Source organism: Bacillus glycinifermentans (assembly GCF_001042475.2).
GTDB classification, from domain to species: domain Bacteria; phylum Bacillota; class Bacilli; order Bacillales; family Bacillaceae; genus Bacillus; species Bacillus glycinifermentans.
In genome coordinates this window covers 145,467-164,019 of sequence record NZ_LECW02000015.1, presented here as the reverse complement: position 1 = coordinate 164,019, position 18,553 = coordinate 145,467, and the positions used below count along the sequence as shown (strand labels likewise).

The window sequence follows — 18,553 nt, the reverse complement described above, 5'->3', positions numbered from 1 at the left end:
TTTATCCCTGCCTCCGTTTCTACAGTTCTTCGACAAAGCTCGCAATATTGTCCAAATCTTCCGCTGTTAACGATTTGCTGCTAAAATCGCTGACTGTTTTTTCTGTTTCTTGTTTCCCGGTGCAATGTTTGATGATTTGGTGCAAATATTGTTTCAACGCATGCAACAGCTGTTTCATTGTTGTTGTTTGGAAGCGGCTTGGCGGATAGCTCAAATGAAAATACAGCTGATTTTGCCTTACCATGGCGCTCATGTCCAGCGTTTGCTCGCGCTGCCATGTGGGGGTGATGTCTTTCCCGCTCGCAAGCCCTGATAAGCTGAACATTTGTTGTCGTTCTGTATCATTGAATTGTCCTAAATAGTTAAAGCCAATCTCAGGCGGTTTGCCAAACTGGATCGTTTTCCGTTCAGGAGTTGTTAAATATTTCAAAACACCGTACCCAATTCCTTTGTCAGGTATTCTGTTGAGCATATCTTTGACGGTTTTCACCGCCATCCCAGCTCGCCTTCTGCTGCATGTAAATCAATCAATACAGGGTACATTGAGGTAAACCAGCCGACCGTCCGGCTGATATCCAATTCAGGAAGGATCTGTTCCCTCCCGTGTCCTTCCATCGCAATGCGCAGTTTCCGCTCTCCCAACCAATCACACAGGGCTAACGATGCTGCCGTCAGCAGAATATCCTGGGTATCTGTGCTGTAGGCGTTGTTGACCTTGTGGATTAAAACGTATGTGTCTTCTTCTGAAAGTGAAAAACTCACCGTTTTCCGAATGTTATCCGCAGCGCTTTGCGGTTTTTCGCAAGGAAGTATAGCGGCTTTTTCTTCTTCAACAGTACGCCAGTACGATTCTTCGCGAATGACTTTGCTGCTCTCTGCGTATTCCGTAAGCCGGTTTGCGAAATATTGGTATGAGTCCGTTTTCGGCGGAAGCTGGACCGGTTGTCCTGCGGCCGCTTGACTGTATGCTGCCGATAAATCCTCGAGCAAAATCCGCCACGACACCCCGTCAACGACTAAATGATGAATGGTGAGAAATAAATAAGCTCCCGACATTGTGTTGAACAAGCCTGCTTTTAGTAATGGGCCTTTTTGCAAATGGATACTGCGCTGCAAATCAGCGACTGCGTCTTCAATCATGTTTTCCCATTGTGCTGCTTTAGAAAGGTCTGCTATGTTCAGACTGTAAAGTTCGCCAAGAATTCCCCGGTTGATTTGTTTCAGCTGCCCGCCTTCATCGCTGACTGTCATACGGAGGGCATCATGATGGATAACAAGATGCTGTAAAGCTGTTCGAAGCGGCTGTTCCTGGAATCCTTCCGGGCTGTGAAGCATGACAGATTGGTTGAAATGCTGCGGCTCTTCGATATGCTGCGCGAGGAACCAGCGCTGAACGGGCGTCCAAGGAACTTCTCCTTCAATCGGCCGCTGATCGATGATCCTCTCAGTCTTGCGGATGAGAGGTGCGGCTTCTTTGATGGTTGGATGGCGGAATAAGTCGCTTGCCGTGATTTTTAAGTCAAAACGGCCAAGACGCGCAGATACTTGGAGGGCTTTAATCGAATCGCCTCCCAGCTCAAAAAACGAATCCTCGATCCCGACTTTTTCAACGCCGAGAACCTCTTGCCAGATCACGGCAAGCCGTTCCTCCAGCTGATTGCGCGGAGGTGTATATGCTGTGTTGATCGTTGTGATCTCCGGTTCAGGCAGCGCTCTTCTGTCGAGCTTTCCGTTTGGTGTCAGCGGCAAGGCGGAAAGCTCAACCAAATGCGTCGGGACCATAAACCCGGGCAATTGTTGAGAAAGAAGAGATCTGACTTTTTCGGTGTTCATTTCCGCTTGCAGGCTCATATAGGCAAGCAGTTCTTTATGTCCCGAGGAGACGGTTCGCGCGATGACGGCTGCTTCTTTGACACCGTCGATCTGCCGCAATGCCGCTTCAACTTCTCCCAGCTCAATCCGATAGCCGCGAATCTTTACTTGATCGTCCATCCGTCCGATATACTCAATTGTCCCATCCGGCAGCCAGCGGGCCAAATCACCGGTCCGATACATTCGTTCACCAGGTGCGAAGGGATTTGCCACAAATTTTTCTCTCGTCAGCTCAGGTCTTCCGCAGTAGCCTCTGGCTAGCCCATCCCCGCCTACGCATAATTCTCCGATGACGCCAATGGGCTGCAATGTCCCGCGGCTGTTAACAATATAAGCGGTTGAATTAGCGATTGGACGGCCGATCGGAATTGAAAGGCTATACTCTTGTTCAATCCGGAAGCAGGTTGAGAATGTTGTATTTTCCGTTGGGCCGTAACCATTCCATAGGAGCAGGTCTGGCGCTGCGTTGCGGACGCGGTTGACATGGTTTGGCGACAGTGCTTCTCCGCCGATAATCAACCTGGACAGGTCGGAAAATGTTCGTTCATTTTGTTCTGATAATTGATTAAATAGCGATGATGTCAGCCATAAGGTCGTGATTCCGTTATGCTGGATGAATGTCTTGAGATGATCGGAATCTAAATAAGTTTCTTGATCACTAAGGTATAAACGAGCGCCGTTTAATAGCGGTGCGAATATTTCAAATGTCATCGCGTCAAATCCCAATGACGCTGTCAATAAGAGCCTGTCTTCAGGCGTCAACGCCATATCGCTATTTTTCACGAGGCGGACGACGCCGCGCTGTTCAACCATTACGCCTTTTGGCGTGCCGGTTGATCCGGATGTATAGATCACATAAGCGAGAGAGTCAGAACCGCCCCGCTGTTCGGGATTGCTGGCGGGTATTCCGGCCTTCAGCTGGATGTCCTCTATGAATAACCGTTTTCCAACAATATGAGATTCTAATTGATCTGATTGGAGAAGAATATCAGCTTTGCTGTCAGACAGCATCCATTCCAACCGTTCCGGCGGCATGTCTTCAGCGATGGGAAGATAGGCTCCGCCAGCTTTTAAAATACCGAGAATTCCGACTGCAAGTTCAGGGGTGCGATTTGTTAATAATGCAACGACACTTTCTGAACCGACGCCATTTGCCCGAAGCACAGCGGCTATTCTGTTGGCCCGTTCGTTTAGTTCCCGGTATGTCAATGTTTGTCTATCATGTATAACAGCCGGGGCGTGAGGCGTTTTGGCAGCTTGATGTTCAAATAAACGGCTGATCGTTTCGTGTTTCGGGTAGTCTTGTTTTGTCTGATTAAATTTGTGAATCACTGAGTTTGTCTCGTGTTCATCCAATACATGGATATCTCCGAGATGAATGTTCTGATGTTCGATCACATGATTGAGAATATGAATATAGTAGGAAATCCATTTCTTGATCGTCTGTTTCTGGTAGATGTCTGTGTTGAATTCAACATCAAAACGGATTGTCCCTTGATCTTCTTCAGCTGCATAAAGGGTCATATCAAACTTAGAGACTTTATGGGTGTTATGAGCTGCAGCTACCAAATGCAAGTCATGTAGAGTCAGTGATTCCCGTTCCATATTTTGTAGAACGAACATGACGTCAAACAGCGGATTTCGGCTCATATCACGGACGACGCCAAGGCGCTCAACCAGCTCTTCAAACGGATAATCCTGATGTTCGTATGCGGCGAGCGTCGTTTGACGCACTTCCCTTAAAAAATCGCTGAAACGTTTGTTTTCTGTCGGATGCGTCCGGATCGCTAGCGTGTTGACAAACATGCCGAGGATAGGTTCAAGGTCTTTGTGCGGCCTGCCGGCGATCGGCGAACCGACGATGATATCCTCCTGCCCGCCAAGCCGCGCAAGGAGCGTGTTGAATGCGGCGAGAAGCACCATGTACAGGGTGCACCCGTTTTCCCGGGCGATCCGGTAAAGCCCTGCCGCCGTTTTCGCGTCAACCGTGCGGGACACTGTATCACCCGCAAAGCTCCTCACGGCCGGGCGGGCGTTGTCAGCCGGAAGCTCCAGCACAGGCAGCTCTCCGTCGAGCTGCTTCAGCCAATAGGCCTCCTGGCGCCTGTACGCCTCCCCCTTTTTGAATTCCTGCTGCCATACGGCATAGTCTTTATACTGAATCCGCATCGGGTCAAGCGTCCGGCTGGCGTACAGCTCACAAAACTCGCGGATGAGCGTGTTCACCGACACCCCGTCGGAAATGATATGATGCATGTCGACCAATAACAGGTGGCGTTCCTCCGCTTCCTTCACGAGAGCCGCGCGGAAAAGCGGCGCTTCATGAAGCCGGAACGGACGGACAAAGTGTTCCGCGGATGCCTCCTCCATGAGCCGGAACGGCACTTCGTCATGGATGCGCTGGACTGGTTCGCCGTCTGCGCCGGTTTCAAACGACGTCCTGAGCGACTCGTGGCGGCGGATCAGCTGCCTGAAAACCGTGTCGAGCCGCGCGCGATCAAGCGGGCCTGTCAGCTCGAGCACTGCCGGCATATTGTACCCAGTGCCGCCTTCGTCAAGCTGCTGGAGCACGTACATCCGCTTTTGCGCTGAGGAAACCGGGTAGGTATCCTGTTTTTCCGCCGGTTCAATCGCCGCATAAGGGGTTTCGTCTAATTCCTGAATGACGGCGGCGAGCTCTTCCACTGTCGGACGGGCGAAGATGTCTTTCAGCGGCACCTGCACACCAAACTCTTTGGCAATACGGGAGACGAGCGCCGTCGCTTTCAGCGAATGGCCGCCCCGCTCGAAAAAGTGGTCACGGATCCCGACAGGGCCGTTTTTCAGCACCTCTTCCCAAAGCCGGGCAAGCTTCATTTCGGTCATATTTCTCGGCGAAGCGTATGCGCCCCGGTCAGCCGCTCCGTCAGGAGCTGGCAGCGCTTTTCGGTCGAGCTTTCCGCTCGGGGTGACCGGCCATTGTTTCATTTCGATGACATGAGATGGCATCATGTAAGCCGGCAGCCGTTTTGCCAGCTCCGTCCGCACAGTCTGCTGATTTTGTCCTTCAATATAGGCGACAAGCCCGGTTTCCCCGTTCTCAGTCCGGGCGGCAACCGCTGCCTCCCGTACACCTTCGATGTGCCGGATCGCCGCCTCGATTTCCCCCGGTTCGATCCGGTAGCCGCGGATTTTCACCTGGCTGTCCAGGCGGCCGAGCCATTCAACGTGACCGTCCGGCAGCCAGCGTGCCAGATCCCCGGTTCGATACATTCGTTCACCCGGATAAAACGGATCATCGAGAAACCGTTCTTCCGTCAGCTCCGGGCGATTCACGTACCCCCTCGAGACGCCCGAGCCTGCGATATACAGCTCTCCGGCCACACCCACAGGCTGAACAGCCCGCTGATCGTCTAACACATAAAGGCGGGCACCCGGTACAGGTTTTCCGATCGGAAGGCGCGTCCGTTCGCTGTCCTTCCTGGCGTCGTACACATGAAATGCCGCATCGATCGTGGCTTCTGTCGGCCCGTAGCCGTGGATAAGCGCCGTCTCCGGCAATAACCGGGCAAACCGGGCCGCAGTCTGGGGCGCAAGCGCTTCACCTCCGGCGAATACACGCTTCAATGTGTTCGAAAGGCTTGTCCTTTTCTCTTCTGTTTCCATCTCCAGCCGCTCTAAAAAGCTGTTGACCATCGCCGGAATAAAATGTGCCGTCGTTACCCCTTCGGCTGTGAATGTTTCTGCCATCAAAGCGGGGTCCTTTTCCCACCCTGGCGGAAGTAAATATACGGAAGCGCCTGGGATTGCCCACCAAAATAGCTGCCAGATCGAAGCGTCAAAAGAAAAGGATGATTTCAGTACGATCACATCATCTTCGCTTAACGGAAACTGTTCCTGCATACCCGATAAAAAGGCTACAGCCTGGCGGTGCTCCACCGCGACGCCCTTCGGTCGTCCGGTCGAACCCGACGTATAAATGATATAGGCGAGCGATCCGCCGTCTATATCAACCGATAACGGCTCTGTTTCCGATGTCTCCTCCGTAAGAGCAGCAAGGTCAACCTCCATCGTCTCACCGGAAAATCCCGGCACCGATAAACCGGGCTGGACGATAAGAAGTTTGGCGCCGCTGTCGTGCAGCATGAAGCCGAGCCGTTCTTCAGGATACGCGGGATCAAGTGGCACGTAAGCTCCGCCGGCTTTCAAAACGGCCAGCACAGAAATCACCATCTCAGGCGAGCGTTCAGCAAGCACGCCGATGACGCTTCCCTCTTCTGCGCCTTTTTTCTTCAGCTGTATAGCGAGCCTGTTTGTGTACTGATCGAGCTCTCCGTACGTTATGATGCCGCCGGAAAAACGGAGCGCCGGAAGGTGCGGCGAAAGAGCCGCGCGGCGGGTAAACAAGGCATGAAGCGTCGGCGCCAATGGTTCTAAAGTCTCAGTTTTGTTAAATGTAAACAAAATCTTGTCCTTCTCTTTCGAATCAACCATATCAATGTTTCGAATCAGCTGTTTTGGATCGGCAATCGCTTTTTCTACAATGGTCAAAAGATGGGTTTGAATCCGTTTCACTTCATATTGAGTAAACAAAGCGGTTTGATAATCGAAATTTAACTGAATCATGCCGGTATCGATACGTTCTTTAATTGAAACGGAAAGCTCATTCGCAGTATGTCCGCTGAAGTACAGGGCTGTCTCATAATCGAAGCCGTCAGCCTGCTTCCATTGAAGCGGCTGATACTGCATTGAAATGCCGATCAAATTTTGCAGATCATGGTGTGCATGCCGCAACTGATTCACCAGCAGATTGTAAGGGTATTTTTGATGACGCATGACAGAAAGCTGCTCTTTTCCCACACTGTGGACGAAAGAAATAAAATCAGAATCAGGATCTGTCATCATTCTGACCGGCAGTGTGCTGACAAACATACCGAGCATGTCTTTTTCCAGTCTGGAGCCGCGGTTTCCATAATAGGTGCCGATCGCAATATCTTTTTTTGATGTCAGCCTGCTGATCAATATGTATAACGAAGCCATAAATAGAGATAGGATACTGACCTGGTGGTGTTCACAAAAACGTCGAATCGATTTTTCCAGAGAGTGAGAAAGTGTAATCGTGTCTCTTGAAGCGGCGGTACTTTGTCGTTTGCCTGGGGAGTGTTCGGTCAGTGTTGGGTGTTCTGGAATTGAATCGAATTTTTCAGTCCAAAATAAACGATCTTTTTCAAAACGGGAAGATTGCAGGTATTGTTGTTCTTTTTCCATATAGGTTAGGTAAGAAGGTCCATCATGTTCAGGCAAAGGCTCATCCCGCATTATTTTTTGATATATGTCAATGAGCTGATTGCCGAGCAGGTTAAGTGAAATGCCGTCCATGATAATATGGTGAAATTTTGCATAAAGCCAAACTTCTTCTTTTGAAATCTTTAGCAGAAAGGCTTGATAAAGAGGCGAATGAAACAACTTAAACGGTATATAAGTCTGAGCTTCAATCCATTTGTCCCGTTCATCAATGCCGGAATTGGTAAAATCAATTATCTCCAAGGAAACCGGCCGATGTTCAGCAAGATACAGCTCAGGCTCGGGTCCGTTCCCCTCCGTCAGCTGCAATTGAAGCGAAACATTACGGGAAAATGAAAAGTCCAGTGCACGCTGCAGGATCTCCGGATCGATTTCGCCCCTGAATTTTACACATGCAGCAAGATTGCAGATACTTGTACCCGGATCAAGCAGTTCAGTAAACCAAACTCTCCGTTGAGCATGAGTTAATGCGTAGGTTTTGTCTACCAATAGACTCCCTCCATTTCAGATAAGAGGATGATACAGATCATATTTCAATGATTGTTTGCTCAGGAGCCGTTCCGGCCGTATGTAAACTCATCCAGATCGTTACATTCAGTCAAGGGCTTCCAAACATGGGCACTGGATTGCTTAATGAAACCCCAGATTGTTCCCAGTTCCCGTAGCGCTCCTGTGCTTTGCTTTAAAAATTATACTCTTAAGATGAAACCATTTCGATTACAAAAATATAAAATGTGCTCCATATCCTTTCTTAGAATGTGAAACTTTTGCTTGTCTGCTTACCGCAAAAGCAGATTGTGATGTTCCTAACTTAAGCAAGTTTGGAATAGATAGTGTCACTCCCTGTCAGATTTTGTTGTGATCTGACGGCATCACAATCATAATATACCTCGTTTGGATGATGTTGTAAACGATAATTGTATGTTATTTACAAAGTTTAAAATAAAATACACAATTTGTCCCAATTTTCAACCAGTCTTCATGAAATTTTCATCCACAAAACAAGCGGCTCTTCAAAAAGAAAGCCGTACATTTACCGATTTTTCTTTTCAATGAAACTGCACCTTTAAAAGCACGCAAAAAAAGCGGCCGGGTCATGTCGCATACCCAGCCGCTCAAGCGGAAATTTAACGTTTTTTCCGTCTGCCAGTCAGTACATACAGCAAGCCGCCTGCCAGAGCAAAAGCTGTGAAAAGAAACAGCATATAACTGAACTTTACTGCCTTTTCATGTCCCATTGCCGGAAGGAACGGAATGTCAAACTCCGGAATTGTCAGCAGGCCGCCGACAAAGGCGATGCCGATTCCTTCAGATAGAAAGCAGGCGAAACTCAGGATTCCCATGCCTGCCCCGGCTTCCTCTTCCTTCAAGGTTTTTGAAGCACTGTTGGAAATCACCGTTTTGATAAACGAGAGGCCGCAAAACGTGGACACAAGCAGCGCAGTCATGACCCAGGGCGCCCGATCGCCGATTTGCGATGCGGCGACAAAGCTTGCGGCAATGAGTGTTAATCCGAGAGAAAACACCCGACGATTGCCGAACCGATCCACCAATGCGCCGCTCAAGAAACCGAAAAAGATGACGCCGATCGTTCCGGGAAATATAATTCCGCCTCCAATCGTATCGGCACTCATATGGTATACGGCTCTCATCATATAAGGCACCATTGAGATAAACCCGGCAACGGTTCCCAATAACAGGCATCCTGACAAAACGATTATGACAAACGTTCGATTTGAGAATAATGACGGCTCGATAAAAGGATGTTTTACACGGCGGATGTGAAGGGCAAATCCGCTCAATGCCAAGATGCCCGCCGTGATATAGAGCATTCGGTATTGTGCGGTAAACAACGCAAACATCACAATGCCGAGCGAAAGCAGGCATACCCCCAGAACGTCCATGCTTCGCTTTGAGACCGCTTCGTCAGTAAGCCGCCCAGAAAAGTAAGGAACTGACAAAAGCACTGCCATCGGCGGGAGAAAGAGAAATGACCAATGAATATAATGGACGATCACTCCCCCAATCGCCGGACCGACGCCTTCCCCCGCCGCCACCAATGAACCGACGATTCCAAACGCTTTTCCGCGGTCTTCTGAACGGACAAAGCGCGTGATCATCACCATGATCAGCGCAGGCACGGCCGATGCGCCGGCGCCCTGCAAAAAGCGCGCGAAAATGACGGCCGGAAAATAAGCGTGTGCAAGCATGCCAAATAAGGAGCCTGCTCCATATATCATGAGGCCGATGAGAAGCGGCCTTTTTAAACCGTACATATCGGAAATTCTGCTGTAAATGATCGAGCCGACGGCAAACGAAAGGATGAAGCTTGTATTCACCCAGCCGGCCGCGGACGGCGGCACGCCAAAATCCGCTGCAATGTCGGGCAATGCGACATTAAATACGGTCTCGTTCATGACGCTGAAAAACGCGACAAAGCTAAGCCAGCCAAACGCTGATTTTCGCTGATGAACAGATTTTTCCGTCTCTGAATATAATTCTTTTTCCACCAAAATGATACCCCCGCATGTCAGGGGGAATCACGCAGTTTATAGGGCAGATGATGCGCTTCCCCCCCTTAATTTGTACCCCGATTGTTTTTCTGCACTTCATAAAAACGCCTCCTTATTTATGATGTTCTCATTATATACCAAATCAAAAATCGCATCTATGTATCTTTATTTCTATTCTTTCGACTATGTATGATGGAAGGAGATAGAATGATGAAAAAAACGTTGTTTTTGTGGATGTTTATATTATTATCGCTCGGATTGTTTCTATTTTACGGGTTTAAAAGTTCCGCCGCCGAATCGGCATTCCCCGTACCATTATTCGCCAAAATCAAGGAAACGAACGAATACGAGAAGGGGAAAAAAGCGGTCACATACACCTACTACCCCGCTAAAGAAGAAAACGGTCCGAGCCCGGTTTACCTGATGAAAATCGCGGAGCAGGGCTGGCATCATCTGGAACAAACGGGCCTGGCGGGAACGTACGAAAAAAACGGGAAGACCGTCACACTTATTTACGGTACCGGAGAATTGGCGGTGATACAGGAATAGGCCTTTAATAAACGAATGATGTCAATGTGTTGCTCAACGCTTTCGGCTTGATATTGAGGCATAAAAGATGACAAGCACAACAAGGCCCCCATTACATTCGATAATCAAAAAGTATGCGTTTCTAAAACCGGTAATGTTGTGTCATTTTTAAATTGTAGAACACCGATTAAGATATCTAACTGTAAAGCCCCGAAAAACCCCTTCCCTCTTGGTGTTGCTTTTCGGGGCAACTTCGGCCGGCTTCATCCCGTACAAAGCATGTTCATTTTCCAATCCCTTTAAACTTGATTCCCGCTGTGACAACGATCCAGAGAATGATGACAATCGGAATCCATACCACCGCAAATGAATAAGCCGGTTCGGCAACAGCAGCAATGACGGCTCCGAGACAATACAGCACGATCGTTAAAGCGCGGAGCAGTGCATCTGTATGTACGATGTTTTGCTTTTTTTTGCTAAAAAACCGCCCGCTTATATCTTCGAAAAAGTTGGCAAGCGTCCCGGTTAAGACGGTTGTCGAAATACCGGCGATACCGAGCTTTCTAGCCGCAGTTGTCTGAAGCCCCATCGCAATGCTGAGCAGTATAATCAATATATACGCTGACGTTTGCAGTGATGACAGACATGCAAACAGAAGCAAAACGCCCCCCTCGACAATAAGCGCTGTCGTTACGGATGACGGCCAGAAGGATTTTTCCTGTTTTCCGACAATCAAAGACGCAATGATCACGCCGAGTATGAAACCGAGCAATGCGATGAGAGAATACATGGCGGTTTTTTGGAGAGAGTTTCCGAGGGCCAATCCGAGCAGTACGATATTCCCCGTCATGTTGGCGGTAAAGACGCGGCCGATGCTTAAGTACCCTATTACATCTACAATCCCTGCGATCAAACAGAGAAGCAAAAGCATGATGTAGCGATAATACGCAGCTTTCAATGTGATTCAATCCTTTCTAAACAGACCTTTCGGCATATTCAGTGAAACGGTGAATCGGCGGAAGACATGATATTCTCCGCCGACTCATTCATTTGCTTTTTTTCACACGAATACCATTTTACCATAATGATGACCGTATCGGGCCGAAAGAAACCCAGCTAGAGATGTAACCCTATTCTTTATGGATATGGTCTTTGTATGTATCGATATAAACTTTTACTGCGTAAAATACTTCTTCCAATGTAGCGTATTGTTTTTGCAGTTCAGACATGAGCAGATGATTTGGTAAGCTGATTTTCTTTCATATTGTCCTTCCATGATCAATTCGCTTGGAAGCTTCGATTCTGGTACAGCCGCAAGCCATAAATCCTGCTTTGTCACCTGCCGGAACTACGGTTTTTTAGTACGGTTAATTCCCCGTTAATCTCGATAATGGCAAAGTGCACTTCTTCGATATTGAAAATATCTTTTTCCCTGAGCTGCTGATTAAGATAGTCGGCGGTGTAGCGCATGCTGCGCATATTTTTTCGAGAATTTTTCCGTTTTGAATCACCACTGTCGGATCACCCGCAAAAAACGTCCGGCTTTTTTGGCTCCACATCAAAATGTGTGCTGTCGCCAAAATAACGCCCACAAACATAAAAAAAGGGATTACATGATGGTGGATTTTAATATTGGAATTGAAAGTCAAATTCGCGGTAATCGCTCCGAGCGAATAATGAGATTGATATATTCGTTCACAGGCTTCACCCCATCTGGATACCGTCGGCCGTCCCAGCGGAAAAATTGAAATATTTCCTGTTCAAAAAGGGATACTATTTCGTGAGGTGGTGCTTTTATGGATTTCCCGATTATACATACGAATGTATGGGATGCTGTTACAGCGGTACCAATTATCATCTTCATGACACAGCTCATCAAAATCTTTTTAAAGGTTCCAAAAAAGTATGTGCCGACAGTGGCCCTGGCCCTCGGCTTGATTATATCTGTCTGCATCAGCCATCGGCACAGCCTCATAGCCGGTATCTTTATGGGCGGTTTCTACGGCTATGCCGCTATCGGATCGTATGCATCACTAAAAACAACGGTTACATCGTTTCGGAACAACAGCCGGACATAACAGCGTACGGACTTAGAAAAGTCCCGATTGTTTTTGCAGGAACAGCCTCGATTTACTCTTGCGATTCACAAGAGAATGTACCAATGAACTTTACCCGCAGCCTTATAGCGATTTTCATATGAAGACTAATAAACAACGAACGTAGAACCAAATGTCAACAACTCAGGCTGATTATATTTGCTCGGATGTTTTTTCAGTCACCTTCCAGGCCGCAGAATCAATCCTTATCTTGCACCACATTCCTTCCCGAAGCAAAAAAAATAAAGTGTAAACTTGTCAGTCAATATTCGGGCATTGATGAGAGCCTCTCGTTTACTGTTGAATGATTTCAGCTAAAGTTGAATAAAAATTAGATTGAAAGAGACCCTACCATTGATGTCAGTGAGTTTTACTATTTTATAGGAAGGAAGGAATCGTTGATGAATAAGCTTTGCCGAGAAGTTTGGATCGAAGTCAATCTTGATGCAATTAAAAAAAATTTACGAGCGATTCGCCATCATATTCCAAATAAGAGCAAAATTATGGCCGTTGTAAAAGCGAACGCTTATGGTCACGGGTCTGTAGAAGTGGCGCGCCATGCACTGGAACACGGGGCGAGTGAGCTTGCTGTAGCCAGTGTGGAGGAAGGAATCGTTTTACGAAAAGCAGGGATTACAGCGCCTATCCTTGTACTTGGTTTTACATCCCTTGGTTGTGTGAAAAAGTCAGCAGCTTGGAATATAACTTTATCGGCATTTCAGGTTGATTGGATTAAAAAAGCTAACGAGATCTTGGAAAAAGAAGCGAGTACTAACCGGCTGGCTGTTCATATTAACGTGGATACTGGTATGGGCCGATTAGGTGTACGCACAAAAGAAGAACTTTTAGCAGTAGTGAAAGCGCTAAAGGCAAGCAAATTCCTCAAGTGGACAGGGATCTTCACACATTTTTCAACAGCTGATGAACCAGACGCAACACTCACCAAACTGCAGCACGATAAATTTATCAGTTTTCTCAGCTTTTTAAAAAATCAAGGCATTGAGCTGCCCACCGTGCATATGTGCAACACGGCTGCAGCCATCGCTTTCCCGGAGTTTAGTGCTGATATGATTCGTTTAGGTATAGGCTTATATGGTTTATATCCTTCAGCATATATCAAGCAGCTAGGCCTCGTAAAGCTTGAGCCTGCATTAAGTTTAAAGGCGCGTATCGCTTATGTGAAAACTATGCTGACAGAACCGCGGACTGTAAGTTATGGCGCTACGTACATCGCAGAACCTGGGGAAGTCATTGCTACACTGCCGATCGGCTATGCTGACGGCTATTCTCGTGCACTTTCCAATCGCGGGTTTGTTCTTCATCGCGGAAGACGCGTGCCGGTGGTGGGAAGAGTAACAATGGATCTCATAATGGTAAGCTTAGGAGAAAGTGAAGGTAAGCAAGGAGAGGAAGTCGTGATTTACGGCCGGCAAAAGGGAGCCGAGATTTCCGTTGATGAAGTTGCTGAAATGCTTAATACGATTAACTATGAAGTCGTGTCTACATTAAGCCGCCGCATCCCTCGTTTTTTTATAAGGGATGGCGAGATTATGAAGGTATCAGCTCCAGTACTATACGTGTAAATATTTGTGGAGTTGTTTTTGCAGATGCGAGGTTGTACATTAAAATCCCTCTTTTATTGAACATCAAGATCCCTTCCCTAGAGGGGTTTTGCTTTTGAATAGAACGAAATTACTTCGAATATAAATCGCGCCTCAAGCACAAACCTACTTCTTGTGTGTTTCACCTTACGAATCAGAATTACTATATACTTGCTTAACTTTATAAGCAAGTACAGCGAGGTATAAAATTGCAATAAACACTAATACTCCAGTGCCAAAATCAGTTTTTGATACTAAATAAAGACCCATTACACCGAAAATAATGTACATCACAATATCAAAAATAATTTTCTTGTTGTTCATTAAGCTCCCCCCGTTTAGCAATTGATTCTCGGTGCATATTTGATTGCAACCCGAGAATCTTTTAAACACATTAACTCTAACATGTTTCTTTTTTGCATTACATAAAAAATCAAATAATTGAGTCAATTTTCCTGATCAATACTTTGTATTTTTGTAACGCTCAAGACTGTCCATTCATTTTTTTAAAGTTTAATCCATATGCTCATTTCAGCCCTTGTCTATTTCATTACAACCTCCCTTTAGTTTTGTTAAAACGATGCTTATCAGCTTACATTTTCTTTAAAATCTTATGTAATCCCCATCGTATTTTTTATACGACTAAAAGTAAGGGGTTGATGTAAATATAGGAACACCGACAAAACTGATGATCGGGACATTATTTATGATTGAGGAACTGCAGAACTACATCCCCCGCCTTCCACGGGAATTTCCTCCATTACCTTTTGCTTCGTTCAACAATTCTATAAATCACTAGCGCGCCAATGAAAATAGCAAACAAAACAGTTAATACGACATTGCTTAAATCAATTAAAAAATTAAGTAAAAGTACCGCGATTATATAAAGTATCATGAATATGTAAAACACTTCTGTTTATTTCCCCTCTCGCTTTGCGTCTTTATTGCAAAGTATTGTTGCCATGATAATACAAAACTTTATACTTGTCTGTAAGAAAGGATATGAAAGCAGCATCTTATTTTAAGGATCTGCTTCGCTTAAGTCAGATAAATTACTTTTCCTCTTTTAAACTAAGGCATCTGAATGGATTCTCTTTTTTTGACAAGTTGTAAACACCCCCCTTCGTTAAAATGTCAGTAAAGCTTTACCCGTTTATATGTTAACTTTTTTTGAATATAGCTAAACATTTTTATTAAAATAGAGAGGGCTAAATCATAATGTCCCATTTAGGTAATGATTTACCGCGAAACCTAATTTTTAAAGGATCGGTGATTGAGATTGAAAAAAATTGCACTGTCTTTTCTTATTGTAGCTGGTTTGGTTGTAGCAGCAATTTTTTCGGTTCATTATTTTTATAATACTCAAGCTGAAAAAATTGCAAAGAAAACGGAGAATTACCTTATAGACAAAGAAAATAAGAAAAAAGAGGACATGAAAGAGATAAAAGGTATACGCTCAAAAGGCGGTGACTACGGAATTTTGGTTCGGGTAATTTATAAAAACAATCCAAACGTTCATTATTTTTATAAGTCCTATAAGGGAAAGATAACTTATGACGGCAAGGAAGATTTAAGCAAGGCGAAAGAACCGGGACTAAAAGGAAGGCAAGGTTAAGTCGCTCATTAATGGGCGACTTTTTTATTTGTAGTGTTTTGTATTTTCTTCAACAAAACACCTCTACTTCTTCAATATTGAACTCTAGGTATTCACAAATCGACATTTTCTCTATTCCTACTTTTGTATCCCCGTATTCCGCTCCCCCATTCAATTTTATGCCTCACCCCTCCGAATAAAATCAATCATTTCGGTCCAAATAAAATAGTTCAATATCATCTATACACTCACAGCACTATTAATTAAGATTAGTCTGTCACCGTGACAAATTTTAGAAAGGTGAGAATGATATGAAGCGTAAATGTTTAAAATGGATCGCGGCTGTCTTTGTTTGTTTTACATGTTTTTCTGCAGCTTTTGCCCAAACAGCTGTGGCAGCCGTACATTCCAAGACCCCGGATATTCTCGGAACAACCGGCAAAACAAATTTGAACCAGGCTTACAAAAAATATTTTGATGGGAAAGGCGGTTCCCTGTTTCATTATATGAGAGACGGTTCGGCTTTCATCGCTTCGACGTTGGACGATGACCTTGGCAATGGCTATTACAGCGTCAAAACGGAAGGCATGAGCTACGGGATGATGATCGCGCTGCAAATGAATGATGAGTATAAATTTCAAAGGCTGTGGGATTTCGTCCGCAAATATATGCGCCATACCGACAAAAATGACAGCTTGTACGGCTACCATCGCTGGCATATGAAAACGAACGGCTCTGACGTGCAAACCATTGATCAGAACGTAGCATCTGACGGCGAGGTCTGGTTTGCGGCAGCGCTCATGATGGCGTCCGGCCGCTGGGAAGATAAACAATACCCGTATGATTACAAAGCGCGGGCCCAAGACATGCTTGATGCCTTGGCCGGTGACGGTGAATACGCAAACGCCAGCATGGAATCAAGGATTTTTATTAAAAACGGCAATGATCAGCGCTATGCGATGGTTCGATTCGGCCCTTATGTCAATTGGACGGATCCTTCGTATCATGTGCCGGCTTTTTTCGAGCTATTCGCCAAAAGTGCCAGAAGCAGCCAGCAGTATTTTTGGAAAGACGCGGCAAACAAGTCTCGAAAATACTTGTCTGAAACGACGTTTAATAGCGTATTACCTAATGGATCAACCGTTACCAATGCAGCCACCGGCCTTTTCCCAGATGAAGCCGGCTTCGATGGTGTAAGCGACGCGGCACATTCCTCAACGAAAACAGACCGCAATTTCAGCTATGATGCTTGGCGGACAGTGTCCCATGTCGCCATGGATTATACGCTGTGGTCCTCGGCAGATAACCCATATCGTGCCAGAGAGCAAAAAGCGGTTAACAAGTTCTTGACGTTTATGAAACGGGAAAACTACGGGAGAACGGCCCATGAATATATGCTGAATGGAACGGCCGTTAAAAAAGGCAGTGCGATGGGTCTGATCGCGGCCAATGCAGGCGGTGCCACAGCAGCAAGCAATGGCTCATTAAGGACAGGGTTTGCGAATGCGTTTAACAGCGCCTATATTCCTGACGATTATTACGGATCCTGCCTGTACATGCTGAACAGCCTCGCGGCAAACGGCAAATTTACGATGTATATGCCTTAAAAAATGTAATATCAAATTGACCCTTCTCTGCAGAGAAGGGTTTTATTGATGTTGAGGACATTTGCGCTTTTTCATGCGAATCCCGCCAAATTCTTTTGGCTCTTTCTTAAACATTCTCTGTCTCCACTTGTTTTTTTACTTACCGGTAAGTAAAATAATATATAAATTATGAGAAGGGCTGATTTTTTGAAAAAGGAAAGCAAAACAAAAGAGGCGATTGTTGAAGCGGCGTTCACTCTTATTTCCATGCATGGACTGCAGGGTACGAGCTTATCGATGATTGCAGCAGAGGTGGGCATTTCAAAGCCGGCGATCTATCATTATTTTCCGTCCAAAGAACATTTGATCGATTACCTTTTTCACTTAATATTTGATGAGCATCATTTCTCTGCTTATTTTCCGATCGATGAGTACACGAAAGAAAACTTTGAGAAACGTTTAGTAGCAGATGGACTGCGCTATGTTGAAGAATATAAAAATAGCTCCCCTGCTTTGAAAGTGGTGCATGAGTTTGTTTTAAGCGCAGCGTGCAGACCAAAATACGAAGAAAAACTGAAAGCAATGATGCAGCACTTCCTGGAAGGATTTGACTCTTTGCTTTCTTACGGCGTTGAACTCGGCGTCGTCTCTTCTCAACATACGAAAGGGAATGCACATATCCTCGCGCTTGTCCTTGATAATCTAAGCAACTTTATGATGCTGGGAGTTGAAATGAATGTTGAAGAAACATGGGAACTCGCAGTTCGTCATGCCATGAAAGGAAGGAAATGATATTGATTCAGGAAACGTATATTGGACCGTCAAAACTGGAGAAAGCATTCATCTTACTCATTCCGGCCGTTTTCGGGGCCGCTCTTGGGTGCTTTTTTCCTGTTATTGCAAATTGGGCTTTGACCATTCCTTTCGTTCCTTTTAAAGGACCTATCGAATTGATTGTTTCATTCAATCATTTATGGGTATCGGTTATTGCTGCTGTAATAGGCATCATTGCCGGTTTGTTCTTTTCTCATTATGTTTTCAACGAAATTCTTGAAGTCTACATTTCCGAACAAAACGTGAGATTAAGATTTAAAGAAAAAGAAGAAAGCTTTGAGAAAAAAGACATTTATGCAGTTTATATTGAGAATAAGCATCTCATTATTCTCGGTATTGATCAAAATGAATTGTATCGTGAACAAATTGATTCTAAGAAAGCACATGTTGCAGAAGCCTTTAAAAATCACGGTTATCATTGGACAGAAGAAGACCCTTTTAAAGATCAGTATCAGCGCTGGGTTGAGGATCATCCCGATTTCCCCTCACATGTAAATGCTCTTTTGCTGGCAAGGGAGAGAGCCATACAAAACAATAATCATGATGAGGCAAAAATCTTGCGCAAAGATCTGGCGAAACTCGGAGTCGTCATTCAAGATGAAGAGAAAAGACAATATGTAAGAATGATATAAAAATGATGCAGCCC

Annotated in this window: 11 protein-coding genes and 1 pseudogene; 7 read left to right on the top strand and 5 right to left on the bottom strand. The window is 45.7% G+C overall.

Annotated elements, in window-relative coordinates:
• Positions 1-19 precede the first annotated feature (19 nt).
• Both AB447_RS11015 and AB447_RS11010 read right to left on the bottom strand, forming a co-directional pair.
• A pseudogene (locus tag AB447_RS11015) lies at positions 20-7,644 on the bottom strand (amino acid adenylation domain-containing protein).
• A gap of 638 nt (positions 7,645-8,282) precedes the next feature.
• On the bottom strand, positions 8,283-9,665 hold the full coding sequence (locus tag AB447_RS11010) for an MFS transporter (protein WP_232517667.1): 1,383 nt from the start codon (positions 9,663-9,665) through the stop codon (positions 8,283-8,285).
• A 213-nt stretch (positions 9,666-9,878) separates the two neighbouring features.
• Between AB447_RS11010 and AB447_RS11005 the strand changes: the two genes are divergently transcribed.
• Complete coding sequence (locus AB447_RS11005; protein ID WP_048354191.1) at positions 9,879-10,217, top strand: hypothetical protein; 339 nt, start codon at positions 9,879-9,881, stop codon at positions 10,215-10,217.
• 262 nt (positions 10,218-10,479) lie between these two features.
• On the opposite strand, the gene AB447_RS11000 is transcribed toward AB447_RS11005, so the two are convergent.
• Together AB447_RS11000 and AB447_RS26785 are read right to left on the bottom strand one after the other, a co-directional pair.
• Positions 10,480-11,154: a YoaK family protein gene (locus AB447_RS11000; protein ID WP_048354190.1), complete on the bottom strand. Its 675-nt coding sequence runs from the start codon at positions 11,152-11,154 to the stop codon at positions 10,480-10,482.
• A gap of 377 nt (positions 11,155-11,531) precedes the next feature.
• A complete protein-coding gene (locus AB447_RS26785; protein ID WP_231592723.1) occupies positions 11,532-11,666 on the bottom strand; it encodes a YetF domain-containing protein in 135 nt (44 codons plus the stop codon).
• A 326-nt stretch (positions 11,667-11,992) separates the two neighbouring features.
• Here AB447_RS26785 and AB447_RS10990 point away from each other — a divergent pair, with 326 nt between their 5' ends.
• A complete protein-coding gene (locus AB447_RS10990) occupies positions 11,993-12,274 on the top strand; it encodes a hypothetical protein (RefSeq protein ID WP_048354189.1) in 282 nt (93 codons plus the stop codon).
• Between the two features lie 419 nt (positions 12,275-12,693).
• Positions 12,694-13,875, top strand: coding sequence for an alanine racemase (alr, locus tag AB447_RS10985; RefSeq protein ID WP_057957562.1), 1,182 nt, complete (start codon positions 12,694-12,696; stop codon positions 13,873-13,875).
• Between the two features lie 165 nt (positions 13,876-14,040).
• Here the strand turns inward: alr and AB447_RS25780 are convergent, their stop codons facing one another.
• Positions 14,041-14,217 carry a hypothetical protein gene (locus AB447_RS25780; protein WP_048354188.1) on the bottom strand — a complete coding sequence of 59 codons (177 nt, stop codon included), beginning with the start codon at positions 14,215-14,217 and terminating at the stop codon, positions 14,041-14,043.
• 955 nt (positions 14,218-15,172) lie between these two features.
• On the opposite strand from AB447_RS25780, the gene AB447_RS10980 reads away from it, so the two are divergent.
• The 4 genes from AB447_RS10980 to AB447_RS10965 all read left to right on the top strand — a co-directional run bounded on the left by AB447_RS10980 (position 15,173) and on the right by AB447_RS10965 (position 18,539).
• Positions 15,173-15,508: a DUF3139 domain-containing protein gene (locus AB447_RS10980; protein ID WP_048354187.1), complete on the top strand. Its 336-nt coding sequence runs from the start codon at positions 15,173-15,175 to the stop codon at positions 15,506-15,508.
• A 290-nt stretch (positions 15,509-15,798) separates the two neighbouring features.
• On the top strand, positions 15,799-17,094 hold the full coding sequence (locus AB447_RS10975) for a family 8 glycosyl hydrolase (protein ID WP_048354186.1): 1,296 nt from the start codon (positions 15,799-15,801) through the stop codon (positions 17,092-17,094).
• Positions 17,095-17,280: 186 nt separating this feature from the next.
• Positions 17,281-17,865, top strand: coding sequence for a TetR/AcrR family transcriptional regulator (locus tag AB447_RS10970; protein WP_048354185.1), 585 nt, complete (start codon positions 17,281-17,283; stop codon positions 17,863-17,865).
• Positions 17,862-18,539, top strand: coding sequence for a YqeB family protein (locus AB447_RS10965; RefSeq protein ID WP_231592107.1), 678 nt, complete (start codon positions 17,862-17,864; stop codon positions 18,537-18,539). Before AB447_RS10970 ends, AB447_RS10965 begins: the two co-directional genes overlap by 4 nt.
• Positions 18,540-18,553 lie beyond the last annotated feature (14 nt).

Bases quoted from the DNA above. Each gene is read 5' to 3' on its own strand.
- AB447_RS11005 (WP_048354191.1), top strand. From the start codon at position 9,879: ATGAAAAAAACGTTGTTTTTGTGGATGTTTATATTATTATCGCTCGGA.
- AB447_RS26785 (WP_231592723.1), bottom strand. From the start codon at position 11,666: ATGCGCTACACCGCCGACTATCTTAATCAGCAGCTCAGGGAAAAAGAT.
- AB447_RS10990 (WP_048354189.1), top strand. From the start codon at position 11,993: ATGGATTTCCCGATTATACATACGAATGTATGGGATGCTGTTACAGCG.
- alr (WP_057957562.1), top strand. From the start codon at position 12,694: ATGAATAAGCTTTGCCGAGAAGTTTGGATCGAAGTCAATCTTGATGCA.
- AB447_RS25780 (WP_048354188.1), bottom strand. From the start codon at position 14,217: ATGAACAACAAGAAAATTATTTTTGATATTGTGATGTACATTATTTTC.
- AB447_RS10975 (WP_048354186.1), top strand. From the start codon at position 15,799: ATGAAGCGTAAATGTTTAAAATGGATCGCGGCTGTCTTTGTTTGTTTT.
- AB447_RS10965 (WP_231592107.1), top strand. From the start codon at position 17,862: ATGATATTGATTCAGGAAACGTATATTGGACCGTCAAAACTGGAGAAA.